Annotated in this window: 14 protein-coding genes; 4 read left to right on the top strand and 10 right to left on the bottom strand. The window is 60.4% G+C overall.

Annotation, left to right across the window (positions count from 1 at the left end; translation table 11 throughout):
- Positions 1-23: 23 nt before the first annotated feature.
- Entirely contained in the window at positions 24-170 is a 147-nt protein-coding gene (locus PBDP_RS06920; RefSeq protein ID WP_162893799.1) for a hypothetical protein, read from the bottom strand.
- 174 nt (positions 171-344) lie between these two features.
- Here PBDP_RS06920 and PBDP_RS06915 point away from each other — a divergent pair, with 174 nt between their 5' ends.
- Positions 345-749 carry a low affinity iron permease family protein gene (locus PBDP_RS06915; protein ID WP_109755918.1) on the top strand — a complete coding sequence of 135 codons (405 nt, stop codon included), beginning with the start codon at positions 345-347 and terminating at the stop codon, positions 747-749.
- An 86-nt stretch (positions 750-835) separates the two neighbouring features.
- Here PBDP_RS06915 and PBDP_RS06910 read toward each other — a convergent pair whose 3' ends face one another.
- The 3 genes from PBDP_RS06910 to fos all read right to left on the bottom strand — a co-directional run bounded on the left by PBDP_RS06910 (position 836) and on the right by fos (position 3548).
- A complete protein-coding gene (locus tag PBDP_RS06910) occupies positions 836-1339 on the bottom strand; it encodes a DUF4142 domain-containing protein (protein WP_109755919.1) in 504 nt (167 codons plus the stop codon).
- A gap of 253 nt (positions 1340-1592) precedes the next feature.
- Positions 1593-2942 carry a sensor domain-containing protein gene (locus tag PBDP_RS06905; RefSeq protein WP_176688498.1) on the bottom strand — a complete coding sequence of 450 codons (1350 nt, stop codon included), beginning with the start codon at positions 2940-2942 and terminating at the stop codon, positions 1593-1595.
- A gap of 189 nt (positions 2943-3131) precedes the next feature.
- Entirely contained in the window at positions 3132-3548 is a 417-nt protein-coding gene (fos, locus tag PBDP_RS06900; RefSeq protein WP_212802479.1) for a fosfomycin resistance glutathione transferase, read from the bottom strand.
- Positions 3549-3806: 258 nt separating this feature from the next.
- Between fos and PBDP_RS06895 the strand changes: the two genes are divergently transcribed.
- Both PBDP_RS06895 and PBDP_RS06890 read left to right on the top strand, forming a co-directional pair.
- Positions 3807-5042, top strand: a complete 1236-nt coding sequence (locus PBDP_RS06895) for an aminotransferase class I/II-fold pyridoxal phosphate-dependent enzyme (protein ID WP_212801994.1) — start codon at positions 3807-3809, stop codon at positions 5040-5042.
- Between the two features lie 13 nt (positions 5043-5055).
- Entirely contained in the window at positions 5056-6219 is a 1164-nt protein-coding gene (locus PBDP_RS06890) for an MFS transporter (protein ID WP_212801993.1), read from the top strand.
- Here the strand turns inward: PBDP_RS06890 and yiaY are convergent.
- Positions 6216-7364: an L-threonine dehydrogenase gene (gene yiaY, locus PBDP_RS06885; protein WP_163855021.1), complete on the bottom strand. Its 1149-nt coding sequence runs from the start codon at positions 7362-7364 to the stop codon at positions 6216-6218. The two genes, PBDP_RS06890 and yiaY, sit on opposite strands and share 4 nt — an antisense overlap.
- A 141-nt stretch (positions 7365-7505) precedes the next feature.
- On the opposite strand from yiaY, the gene PBDP_RS06880 reads away from it, so the two are divergent.
- Positions 7506-8525, top strand: coding sequence for a DUF4917 family protein (locus tag PBDP_RS06880; RefSeq protein WP_109755924.1), 1020 nt, complete (start codon positions 7506-7508; stop codon positions 8523-8525).
- Between the two features lie 160 nt (positions 8526-8685).
- Here PBDP_RS06880 and PBDP_RS06875 read toward each other — a convergent pair whose 3' ends face one another.
- The 5 genes from PBDP_RS06875 to PBDP_RS06855 all read right to left on the bottom strand — a co-directional run bounded on the left by PBDP_RS06875 (position 8686) and on the right by PBDP_RS06855 (position 12774).
- Positions 8686-9030, bottom strand: a complete 345-nt coding sequence (locus tag PBDP_RS06875; protein WP_109755925.1) for a YegP family protein — start codon at positions 9028-9030, stop codon at positions 8686-8688.
- 79 nt (positions 9031-9109) lie between these two features.
- A complete protein-coding gene (locus PBDP_RS06870; protein WP_109755926.1) occupies positions 9110-9691 on the bottom strand; it encodes a DJ-1/PfpI family protein in 582 nt (193 codons plus the stop codon).
- Between the two features lie 257 nt (positions 9692-9948).
- Positions 9949-11166 carry a class I SAM-dependent methyltransferase gene (locus tag PBDP_RS06865; protein ID WP_212801992.1) on the bottom strand — a complete coding sequence of 406 codons (1218 nt, stop codon included), beginning with the start codon at positions 11164-11166 and terminating at the stop codon, positions 9949-9951.
- A gap of 212 nt (positions 11167-11378) precedes the next feature.
- Positions 11379-11996: a TPM domain-containing protein gene (locus PBDP_RS06860; protein WP_109755928.1), complete on the bottom strand. Its 618-nt coding sequence runs from the start codon at positions 11994-11996 to the stop codon at positions 11379-11381.
- A gap of 28 nt (positions 11997-12024) precedes the next feature.
- Positions 12025-12774, bottom strand: a complete 750-nt coding sequence (locus PBDP_RS06855; RefSeq protein WP_116831652.1) for a TPM domain-containing protein — start codon at positions 12772-12774, stop codon at positions 12025-12027.
- Between the last annotated feature and the right edge of the window lie 72 nt (positions 12775-12846).

The raw sequence follows: 12846 nt of genomic DNA, 5'->3' as shown, positions 1-12846 counted from the left end.
CTCCCACAGGTTTCAGCTATACGTTATTTGCTCTCCTTTCCAGACTCTTGCATCTGCACCGAAGACTTGGTGCCATCAGTGTTGTCCTTGGTCTCGTTATCCGAGTTGTCGAAACAGCCTTGCAGGGCGAACAAAGCGCAGGCGAGGCAAAAAGTACGGGCGAGATTCATGATGTACTCCGATACCGAGGGCTTTCAGCAGTGACCTGCGAGAGTGGCAATCGTTGCGACTGTCATCGTGCCGGCCGATGAACGTCGACGGATGTTGGCGACTGAAATGTAAGTAGAATTTTCATCGTTTCATTGCTGTCACACCAGACAGGTGCATCCATAAGGAACACAGCAATGACCTTCGCAAAAATCGCTCAAAAACTGGCTCTCTGGGCGGGAAGCCCAAAGACATTTCTGGGGGCCATCGTGTTGTTGGTGCTCTGGGCCCTTAGCGGACCTCTTTTCCAGTTCAATGACACGTGGCAACTGATCATCAACACGTCAACCACGATCATTACCTTCCTGATGGTGTTCCTGATCCAAAACACGCAGAACCGCGATACCGACATCCTGCACCTCAAGGTCGATGAGTTATTGCGAGCAACCAAGGAGGCGCAGAATGCAATGCTCGGGCTCGAGTCGCTGGACCTCAAGCAACTGGAGGCGCTGAGAAAGCACTACCAAGCCATGGGCCAGGGCGAAGCCAAGAACCTTGAAGGCCTGGAAGAAAAGAACAAAGTGGACCTGAACCAGTGCTGACGCAGATGCGCTGAAAGGTTCTCCTTCGACAGGCAAAAATCAACCGGGACGCGAACGTCCCGGTCCTGGATACAAAAACCAGCGGATCAGCGGCTGGCTTGCAACGCCCTGGCCATTTCGAGATGGGTCTGCAACTTAGGCAGGGTCTCATCGGCGAAGGCCTTGATTTCCGGCACTTCGGTGGTCTGGGCCTGCTGCTGGATCTGCGCGATGGCCTCTTCAGTGGCCTTGACCTGGCTGGCGGCATAAGCAGCCTCGAAGGACTCGCCTTCCTGGACCTGCGGCATCAAGGCCTTGGCCTTGTCAGCCACTTCCTCCCGGGGAGCGACAGGCAAGTCGAGTTTCTTGGCGATCTTCGCCAGGTGTTGATTAGCGGTGGTACGGTCATTGATCACCATGATGGTGTAATCCTTGACCTCTCTGGATTCGGCTTTCCCGTGGGCCATGCGACTGGCCTCGATGTCGGCCATGCCTTTGGCTGAAGCATCGTTGATGAATTCGGCAGGCGATTGGGCCCAGGCACTGTTGGCCCCCAGGCCCATCAGCACAATGACGCTGGTGGTGCGAAAAAAGCTGGCCATACGGCTCATGGTCGCGCCCTCCTCTGATAAAAGTTCTGGCGGGGTACCCGCCTCTGAATCAGAACCCACCCGATTTCGCTTTCCGCTGAGTAGCTGTCAACAGCCGCGAGGAGGGTTCTCCTACTTCTGCGACCCGCTTCAAGCCTCTTCGTTCGATCATGGACGATGTTTCCGGCGAGCGGAGCCCGCCTGACATCTGAAAAGGACAACGCTCGAAAGGTTGAAAAAAGCCAGCGGCACCACGACGAACGGTGGTGCGCTATTAGATACCGAACGCCCTGTGATTGTGGCGTTTGGCGGCATACATCGCCTCGTCGGCATGGCGAAACAGTGCGACATCTTCCGTGCCATGGTCAGGGAAACAGGCCACACCGATACTCGGTTCGATGCTCAGGCAGTGGCCGTCCAGACGCAGTGGCTGGACCAGTGCATGACGGATTTTTTCTTGTACGCCGTGGGCATCCTCCAGGGCCTGGATGCTATGCAGCAAGACCACGAACTCATCTCCGCCAATACGCGCCACAGTATCGGTGTCGCGTATACAGCCCTTGAGCCGATTAGCCACCGCTTGTAACAGCATGTCGCCAACCCCATGGCCATAGGTGTCATTGACCTGCTTGAAACGGTCCAGGTCGATGTACAACAAGGCCATGCGCCCGGACGCAGCGCGGGCGGTCGCCAGTGCACACTTGAACCGTTCACGGAGTAATTCGCGGTTGGGTACCTGGGTCAGCTGATCGTACTGAGCCATGTGCTGCAACCGGGCATGCAACTGCTTGCGTTCGATGGCGATGGTGATCTGTGCACAGACATATTGGAGCAGTTCCTTGTCCTGCTCGGTATACCGCTCGGTGTCCGGCGCACTCCTGACGATCAGCGCGCCAATCGTGCCGCTTTGCGAGTTCAGCGGCACGCCCAGCCAACACGGCGCGTCCGGCTGCGCCACAAGGTCGGCGAACCCCGACGGCAGCTGGCTGCTACCGGGCGTCAGCAGGATTGGCTGTCCGCTGCGAATCACCTCGGCGCACAAACGTCCGGTGACGGTGCCCGGCAGTTCAGGCTGCCCTTCCCGGTCGTCAACGTGATAGGGAAAATTCAGTTGCGCGCATTGCTCGTCATACAGTGCCACCGAGAAATTCAGCGCCGGCAGCCACTCGCCAATAATCAGGTGGATGCGCTTGAACAACGCCAGCAAGTCGGCCGCGGCATGGGCCGCCTCGGAAATCGCATACAACGCCGCCTGGCGGGACTCGGCCTGCTTGCGTTCGGTGATGTCCCGGGCCACGGCAATGCGCAGTTGATCCGCCGGCGACCAGCGTGCCGACCACAGGATATGCACCACCCGACCGTCCTTGCGCAGGTAGCGGTTCTCGAAATTGAGCTTGGGCTCACCGTTCATGATCTCCCGCGCCGCCTCGAGGGTTCGCAGGCGGTCGGCGGGATGCACCAAGTCAATCATTGGTTGGCCGATCAGCTCCTGCGGGGTGTAGCCAAAAATGCGTTCGCAGGCGGCACTGACAAACACGAAACGCCCTTGACCGTCGACGGCACACACGGCGTCCAGCAGAAGGTCGATGTAGCTGGCCAGCGGCGCGGAGCTTCGAGTGTCCATGGGGCAGGAGGTCATCCGGACAATGCGGCGGTGAGTGAACCGGGGATCGCCGGTTCACCACGCTGGTACAGCGTGCGGACCCGACGCGCACCCATCATACGATGAGGATAGCGTAGGTGATCAGTATGCAAACTGCGCGAGATAAGCAGGGCTCATCGCCTGATGTCACGACTCCAGAGAGCCGCCTCGTCACGGCTCCGTAAAAAACTCCATTCCGGCATAAGGAGCATGCCGACAGGCCTTCAGCCTGGATGCCAGGTCTCCCACGTGAACCTCGAGTTTGTGCCCATCCGGGTCGAGAAAGTAGAACGAATTCCCTTCGCTGCGATTATCCCGCCACGACGCCACCCGGGCCGCGTTCAGCCGCGCCACCAGCACCGGGAAATCCTCGGCGTTGGTGCTGAAAGCGTAATGGGTGTAGTCCGACGCCAGCTCGGTCCTGCGCAACGGGTCAAAAGACAGGCACAACCACAATCCCGGCAGCGACAAATAGGCCCCGCTGTTCCACTTGGCCTCAAGACGCAGCTGCAACAGCTCGCCATAAAAAACCACACTGCGATCCAGGTCGGTGACGGCAAGGGTCAGATGATTGAGGCCAGAAAGCATCAGCAAGCAACCTTCAGAAAAATAGTGATAACCCAGCGGGCTTGGGGCGAACCCATGACGTTCCCAAGCTCCGACGTCGCCGATGGATTCCCCGCCCAAGGCCTTAGGCAAAGTCCTACGCAGAAATCTCCAGTGACACTCAAACACGCCGGAAACAGCCGATTCAAAGCCCTGCACAACAATCTGTAAAGTCTGGAAACACACCGCTATTGAAACACCCCACGGACAGCACCACTCACCAAGGAATGTAATCGCACCATGAACCAGACTGCTCAAGCGCCCCACCACTTCACCAACTATCGCAAGGTCATTTCCCTCGCAGACCAGAACTGGCAGAGCACCGAGGCCGGAAAAGTCTCAGGGCTGAATGTCGAGGTCAAGACACCCAACGTGCTGGTCGACCAATACGGTCGCACCTTCCATCACTTCTGCACCACTTCCTACCTGGGCCTGGACTACCACCCCGCATTGCTGGACGGCGCCATGACCACACTGTGGGAAACCGGAACCCTTCGGGTCGCCAATTCAAAGAATCGCTGCAAGCTGGCGATCCTGGACCAGTACGAAACCCAATTGTCGGAGCTGTTTGGCGCCAGTTGTCTCAGTGCCCTGTCGTGCAGCGCGGCGAGCGCTGGAATCCTGCCACTGCTGGCCAGCGGTGCGTTCACCAACAATTGTTCGCCCGTCATGGTGTTCGACAAACACGCCCATTACTCGATGAACCACAACAAGGCTGCCTGCGCCGATGAAACCCAGGTCATCACCTGCCCCCACAACGACATGGATTTCATTGAAGACATGTGCAAACGCCAGCGCAGCGTGGCGTACGTGGCTGACGGCGCCTACAGCATGGGCGGGTTGGCGGACCTCGACAGCCTGATGTATCTCAAGCAACGCTACGGTCTGTTTCTCTATCTGGATGACTCCCACGCATTGTCCGCGGTCGGGGAGTCCGGAGCGGGCCTGGTCCGTTCGCGCCTCCCTGCCGTGGACGAGCGCACCCTGATCGTGGCTTCCCTGGCCAAGTCATTTGGCGCCAGTGGCGGGCTGGTCATGTTTGGCAGTGAACGGCACAAGGCGCTGGTGCAGCGTTACGGTGGGCCGAGCAATTGGTCCCAGAGCCTGAACGCAGCAGCCATCGGCGCCGGCATGGCCTCGATCCGCCTGCACCGCAGCCGGGAATTCAGCACCTTGCAGGAGCGCTTACAGGCTAATATTCGCCTCTTCGACAGCCTCGTGCGTACCGAACAGCGCGGCAACCCCATGGCAATCCGTATGGTGCCTTGCGGTGAAGCGGCCCTGGCCAACAGCCTGGCGGTCGAACTGGCCGAACTGGGGTATTTCACCTCGGCGGTCTTTTTCCCCGTGGTGCCGCAAGGCAAGGCGGCTATTCGCATTACCCTGCGCGCCGACATGGAGCCGAACGTGATTCGCTCGTTTTGCGAAAAGATCACCGAACTGCTGCTGACCCACGGGCGTGACATCCGCCCTTGAGACAGGACGCTCGATGAAGAACCGTACAACCCTGATCGTCACCTGCACCACCGTCTTCCTGGCACAACTGGGCATGAGCATCTACTTGCCGGCCCTGCCCGATATAGCCCGGGACCTGGGCGCCGATGCGTCCCGGGTTTCCTGGGGTTTGTCGGTGTATCTGATTGGCATGGCGCTGCCCATGTTGCTGTGGGGCAGCCTGAGCCAACGCCTGGGGCGCAAGCCGGTCTTGCTGGCGGCCTTGGGGTTATACGGCCTGGGTAACCTGGCCCTTCCAATGGGCACAACCGTGGAGGCGTTCCTGACGCTCAGGTTGATCCAGGGCATCGGCGCCAGCGGTATCTCGGTGATGGCGCGAGTATTGATCCGTGACAGTTTCAGCGGCGACCTGTTGGCCAAGGCGCTGTCATGGATATCCATCGCCTTTGTGATTGCCCTCGGGATCGGCCAGTACCTGGGCTCGCTGATCCAGGCCGCTTTCGGTTGGGAAGCGATTTTCCAGGGCTTGGGCGCCGTCAGCCTGGCCATGGCGGCAGCGGTGTCCCGGGCTCGGTTCCCGGTGCTGGTAAACGCCAGCAACGGGCAATCGGCGTGGGGTATCTACGGGCAAATACTCCGACAGCGCGCGTTCCTGATGCCGGCATTGGCCGGTGGGCTGGGTTACGGCGTGATCGTCGCGTTCAATACCGCAGCGCCGCTGATCCTGCAGGAGAGCTTCCACTGGTCGCCCATTGAATACGGCCTGCTGGGCTGGCCGGTCAGTGCGGCGTACTTGCTCGGGGCGCTGGCGGTGAACGCTTTTGTACTGCGTACCGGCCAACGACGAATGATGGGCTGGGGCATCGCGCTGGTGCTGGGCGGCAGCGCGACCATGCTGGCAGGCAGCCTTACCCTGGACAGCATCGCGTTGCTCTTCTGGCTGCCGTATTGTTTCGCGGTGTTTGGCCAGTCATTGACCTACCCCATCAGCCTGTCCCTGGCCAACGAAGGCTCACCGGTGGCCGGCGCCTATGCCATGGCGTTGAGCGGGTTTCTGCATCAACTGATGGCCTCGGTGATCGGCGCCATGGCCAGCCTGTCGTTGAGCCAACAGGCCTGGCCGCTGGCGGCGTTGTGCGTACTGCTGGGGGCGGCGGCGATGCTCTGTGTGAGGTGCGTGCCGCCCCGGGCCGCTTAAAACGCGCTGCGGAAAATCTCTTCGATCTGCCGCTGGTCCGCCGCCCGTGGGTTGGTCAGGCCGCAGGCGTCTTTCAAGGCGTTGGCGGCCAGCACCGGTACGTCGTTGAGGCGTACGCCCAGGTCACGCAAACCGGCCGGAATGTCCACGTCATGAGCCAGGCTGCGGATCGCCGCAATGGCGTCCCGGGCCCCCTCTTCCGGGCTGGTTCCGTGTGTATCGACGCCCATGGCATGGGCCACGTCGGTCAGGCGAGCAGCGCATACCGAGGCGTTGAAACTCTGCACATGAGGCAACAGCACCGCGTTGCACACACCGTGAGGCAAGTCGTAGAAACCACCCAGTTGATGCGCCATGGCGTGGACGAAACCCAACGACGCATTGTTGAACGCCATCCCTGCGAGAAACTGCGCGTAGGCCATGTTCTCCCGGGCTGGCAGATCGCTGCCGTCGCGCACAGCCAGGCGCAGGTTGTTGCTGATCAAGGTGATGGCCTTCAGCGCACAGGCATCGGTAATCGGCGTGGCGGCGGTGGAGACATAAGCCTCGATCGCGTGGGTCAGCGCATCCATACCGGTGGCGGCCGTCAGGCCCTTGGGCATTGCCACCATCAGCGCCGGATCATTGACCGACATCAAGGGGGTCACGTTACGATCGACAATCGCCATTTTCACGTGGCGCGTCTCGTCGGTGATAATGCAAAAACGGGTCATCTCGCTGGCGGTGCCTGCCGTGGTGTTGATGGCGATCAACGGCAATTGCGGTTTGCTCGAACGATCGACGCCTTCATAGTCACGAATCTGCCCGCCATTGGTGGCGCACAGGGCGATGCCCTTGGCACAGTCGTGGGGCGAACCGCCACCCAGGGACACGACGAAGTCACACTGGCTCTCCTTCAGCAGCCCCAGCCCGAGTTCGACATTGGCAATGCTTGGGTTGGGCTTGGCACCGTCGAAAACCACCGAGTCGACATCCTGGAGTGCCAGCAGCTCAGCCACCTTGCTGGCGACACCGGCCTTGGCCAGCCCCGCGTCGGTGACGATCAGGGCCTTGCGAAAGCCGTAGTTGCGAATGGCGGTCATTGCTTCATCGAGGCAGCCCAGCCCCATGATGTTCACGGCGGGAATGAAAAAAGTGCTGCTCATGAGGTCATGCTCCAGGATAGAGGCCGGATCGGCGGGCCTACAGAATGACCCAGTAGTCATGACGTATCTTGATCTGGCTCAAGACTGGGTCGTGATAAAGTCGCGACCTGCCTTTGCCACGTTTTTGAGATGACCCTTGCGATGACCGATTTCCAGGAATACGACACCCGGCTCGAAGACTGGGAGGCCGTGCGCGCCGATACCGCCTTCAGCGGCCTGCTGGTGGGCAATGGAGCCAGCCGCGCGGTGTGGGACGATTTCGGCTATGACTCGCTGTTCGAAAATGCCCGCGTTGTCGAAGAAAAACCCCTGAGCCCGTCGGAGCTGAGCGTGTTCGACGCGATGCAAACCCGCAGTTTCGAACAGGTGCTCGGTGCGCTGAAAACCACCAGTCGGATCAACAAGGCCCTGGCCGTCAGCTCTGCCGCCCCGCGCAATCGCTACTACGCGATCAAGGAAGCGCTGATCAACACCGTACATGCGGTGCATATCCCATGGCGCCTGGTGCAACCCTCGACCCTGGCGACGCTCAACCAGGAGCTGGGACGCTACCGCACGGTGTTCACCACCAACTACGACCTGCTCAACTACTGGGCGATCCAGCACGCGCCCGAGACCATCAGCGACCTATTCCTGGGCGATGACCACAGTTTCGACCTGAGCCAGGCGACCACGGACAAACCGCGCCTGCTGTACTTGCACGGCGGCCTGCACCTGGTGCGTAACCAGGACGGCACGGCGCGCAAGCTCACCTCCACCGAAGGCACCTTGCTCGGCAGTTTCGCCATCAACAACACCCTCAAGACCCTCGACGACGTGCCGCTGTTCGTCAATGAAGGCCCCAGCAGCGACAAGCTCAAGACCATCCGCAGCAGCGACTACCTGTCGTTCTGCTATGAGCAGTTGCTGCAGCACGGCGACAACTTGTGTCTGTTCGGCCAGGCCCTGGGCGAGCAAGACCGGCATATTGTCCATGCCCTGCGCCTGGCCGCACCGAAAACCGTGGCGATTTCGATCTATCCCCGTAGCCAGGCGTTCATCCAGCATCAGAAGCGCCATTACGCCAAGGTGTTCCAGGGACTGGAGGTGCAATTGCGCTTCTTCGATGCCAAGAGCCACCCGCTGGGCGATCCGAAGCTGTCGGTGCCAGTGGAGGTTTAAAGGCAGGGTAAACCTGAGTGGCAAGGGGTTCACTTGTGGGAGCAAAGCTTGCTCGCGATGAGCGATAACTCGGCTAGCCTGCACAATCGCAGCGCCTGCATCGCGGGCAAGCCTTGCTCCCACAGGTCCCCTCGTCACAGATCCTCTTATTACCGTCCTGTCAGAGCGCTACCACGGTCTTGTCCTTGATCACGGTCGTCGGTCCGTTGGCCTTGACGCTGGCGATGCCTTTGTCCCGGGCGGCGTCCGATGAATACGCCTCACTGCTGCCAATCACTTCGTGGTTGGCCGCCTTGAGGTTGAAGTACGGGTGGCCGTCCTTGGTGTTCTTGAGTTCATAGCGCTCGGCCAACGGACTGTTTTTCTGCACCGAAGCAATGCCACCATCGGCACCGCTGCGGGTGGTGTACAGCTCGCTGGTCAAAATGGTCTCGGCGTTGGCCGCCTTGAGCACAAACCGAAACTGGCCGCTGCTGCTTTTGCTGATTTCGTACCATCCGGACATGATTTTTCTCCTGGCAATGAAGACATGCCCCGAGAGTAAAGACCCGCTGCGCTTGTCCTGCCAGTGCGCTATGCAGCGTTTACAAAGTGATGGCCGTGCCCAGCAAAGTCAGGAACCCCGCCAGCCAGCTTGGATGCGCAGGCCAGGCCGGTGCGGTCGCCAGGTTGCCCTGGACATGGCCTTGGGTCACGGGAATGTCGATATAGGTCCCGCCCGCCAGCCGTACTTCCGGGGCACACGCGGGGTAGGCGCTGCATTCGCGCCCTTCGAGGATGCCCGCCGCCGCCAGCAGTTGCGCGCCATGGCATACGGCGGCGATTGGCTTGCCCGCCAGGTCGAAATCACGCACCAGTTGCAGGACGGTTTCATTCAGGCGCAGGTATTCCGGCGCGCGTCCACCCGGCACCAGCAATGCGTCGTAGTCGGTGGCCTGGACGTTGGCGAAGTCATGGTTGAGGGCGAACAAGTGCCCCGGTTTTTCACTGTAGGTCTGGTCACCTTCGAAATCATGGATCGCTGTGCGCACCGTCTGCCCCGCGGTTTTGTCCGGGCACACGGCATGCACGGTGTGGCCGACCATCTGCAAGGCCTGGAACGGCACCATGACTTCATAATCTTCGACGTAATCGCCGACCAGCATCAGGATTTTCTTGGCCGCCATGGGAAGGGCTCCTTTGGGAATGCGTGAGGGGTTAACGCATTAAAGGTAGACCGGCACGTCGGTAGATGAGGGATAAGCGGCGATTACCTGACGGGCTGCATCGATACGCTGGTCTCACAGGCCAAACTCAACCTTGTGGGAGCAAAGCTTGCTCGCGATGCAGGCACCACGACTCGACAGTAGAACCGAGTCATCCTTCGTCGCTAGCAAGCTTTGCTCCCACAGTCCCCTATCACAGGAGTTGGCGTAAACAGGAGTCAGGCGAGATAACCATCCGCCCGCAACAGCGTTTCGAGGCAGTGCTCGGAGATGTGGTAGAAGGCCTTGAGCTCCTGGATCTTGGCCAGCAGCTCGGTGGGGTCCGCCGGTTCGGCGCGTTTGACGGCCAGAATCATCTTGTTCTTGTTGGTGTGCTCCAGGGAGATGAACTCGAAAACCTTGGTCTCGTAGCCGCAGGCTTCCAGGAACAGCGCCCGCAAACTGTCGGTAACCATTTCCGCCTGCTGGCCCAGGTGCAGGCCATATTGCAGCATCGGCTTGAGCAAGGCCGGGCTCTGGATCTGCAGGCGGATCTGCTTGTGGCAGCACGGCGAGCACATGATGATCGAGGCGCCCGAACGAATGCCCATGTGGATCGCGTAATCAGTGGCGATATCACAGGCGTGCAAGGCGATCATCACATCCACCGCGCTTGGCGCCACGCTGCGCACGTCACCGTGCTGGAAGCTCAGGCCAGGATGTTCCAGGCGCGCGGCGGCTTCGTTGCACAGCTTGACCATGTCTTCGCGCAACTCGACACCGGTCACCACGCCTTCGGCCTGCAAGGTGTTGCGCAAGTAATCATGGATGGCGAAGGTCAGGTAACCCTTGCCCGAACCGAAATCCGAGACCCGCACCGGTTTGTCCAGGGCCAGCGGCGAAGACGTCAGCGCATGGCTGAAGACCTCGATGAACTTGTTGATCTGCTTCCACTTGCGCGACATCGCCGGGATCAGCTCGTGCTTGTGGTTGGTCACGCCCAGGTCGGCCAAAAAAGGCCGGCTCAGGTCGAGGAAGCGGTTTTTCTCGCGATTGTGCTCGGCAGACGGCACTTCCCGTAGTTGCTGGGGCTTGCTCTTGAACAGCGAACTCTTGCCCTTTTTGCTGTATTCCAACTGCGCCTCGTCGGTGACCGCCAGCAAATGCGCGTTCTTGAACGACGCTGGCAACAGCGCGGCGATGGTGTCCACGCCTTCGGCCAGCGGGAAATTCTTGGTGATGTCGCGGGTCTTGTAGCGGTAGACGAAGGACAGGCACGGCTGGTCCTTGACCGTCAGTTGCTTGATGATCAGCCGCTGCAGGTCCGCCTCATCCCCGACATACTTGGCCAGCACCAGTTTGATGAAAGTGTTTTGCGCAAGGCTGGCGTTCAGCAGCTCGATGAACTGGGCGTGGTGATTCGGCGCGGAACGGGCGGGGGTTGCAGTGGCGGACATGAACAAGCGGCCTCGGGGCGGGCGAATCGGGAATGGCGGGTATTTTAGGGGGGATGGGCAGCGAGGGCACGGAAAAGTTCGTGTAGTGAGCAGTAGCCTCTGTGGGAGCAAGGCTTGCCCGCGATGAATACGCCGCGATAGTGCAGGCTCACCGCGTTATCGTTCATCGCGAGCAAGCTTTGCTCCCACAGGCTTGTGCTGGCGGGAAATTTTCAGCCCAGCACCACCAACCGATTCGGCAATTCATTGCGCTCCTGGGTCACCGGCACGTGCTCCTTGAGCAATTCGCCGCAGGCCTCGATACACGTCACGAAGCCCTGCAACGTCTGCCCCTGGCGGACCTGCTGGGTGAACGCCGCGACGATGGCGTCCCAGTTCTTGTTGTCGAGGCGCTTGGAAATACCTTCGTCCACCAGGATTTCCACATAGCGCTCGGCCTCGCAAACAAAGATCAGCATGCCTGTGCTGCCCACGGTGTGGTGCAGGTTCTGCTCGAGAAATTGCCGGCGCGCCAGGTTGGAGGCCCGCCAGTGACGCACGGAACGGGGGATCAGGTGCGTGGTGATCCTGGGGATGCGAAACACCAGGCACAGCACAATGAAACTGACCCACTGCACCAGCAACAGACTGTGCATGGCCAGCCAGCCGGTGAGGTAATGGACCACGCCGGGCACCACCAGAGCCAACAGGCTGGCCCAAAGCAATGGGATGTAGGCGTAGTCGTCGGCGCGAGCGGCCAACACGGTGACCAGCTCGGCGTCGGTATCTCGCTCGACCCGGGCAATGGCTTCGGCGACCTTGCGTTGTTCGTGTTCAGTCAGTAATGCCATGGTCAAAAGTGCCTGCTCATTATTATTGTCACCAGCCGCCCGACGAACCGCCGCCCCCGAAACTGCCACCGCCACCACTGAAGCCCCCACCGCCTCCACCGCCGAAGCCTCCACCGCCTCCGCCCGAACGGCTGGAGCCACCGCTTCCGCTCGGCAGGATACCGAGCATCTGGCACACCAATATCGTCAAAATAAACAGGATCACCAGAAAGATGAACAGCCCCGGATGGCGCTCGACGAAATCACCCTGCTCCTGCTGCCCGTCCGCACTGTATGCCGGCGCCGGTTCATCCAGCGGACTGCCGCCCAACACCACCAGCATCGCCGCGACGCCATCACTGATGCCTTTGTTGAAATTGCCCGTCTTGAAGGCCGGGGTAATCACCTGGTTGATGATCACCGAACTCTGGGCGTCGGTCAGGCGATCCTCCAGACCGTAGCCCACTTCGATGCGCAGTTTACGGTCATCCCGGGCGACGATCAGCAGCGCGCCGTTGTTTTTGTCCTTCTGCCCGATGCCCCAGTGGCGTCCCAGTTGATAGCCGAAGTCTTCGATGCTGCTGCCTTGCAGGTCCGCCAGCGTGACCACTACCACTTGTTCGCCAGTGGCCTGTTCATGGGCCTTGAGCTGCGCCTCCAGTTGCCCGCGCACCGACGGGTCAAGCATCTGGGCGGTGTCCACCACCCGCCCGGTCAGCGCCGGAAACTTCAATTCGGCCTGGGCCGTGACTGCAAACACCCAGAGCAACAGCACCAGGCCAATTTTCAACACTCGCATCGTAACTCCTGTGTGGGAGCGAGCGGGTGTGGGAGCTGAGCTTGCTCGCGACGAAGGCACCTCGGTCTTTCT

The sequence above is a fragment of the Pseudomonas sp. St290 genome, from assembly GCF_018325805.1.
Classification (GTDB): domain Bacteria; phylum Pseudomonadota; class Gammaproteobacteria; order Pseudomonadales; family Pseudomonadaceae; genus Aquipseudomonas; species Aquipseudomonas bijieensis.
This window is presented reverse-complemented; position numbering and strand designations above follow the sequence as displayed.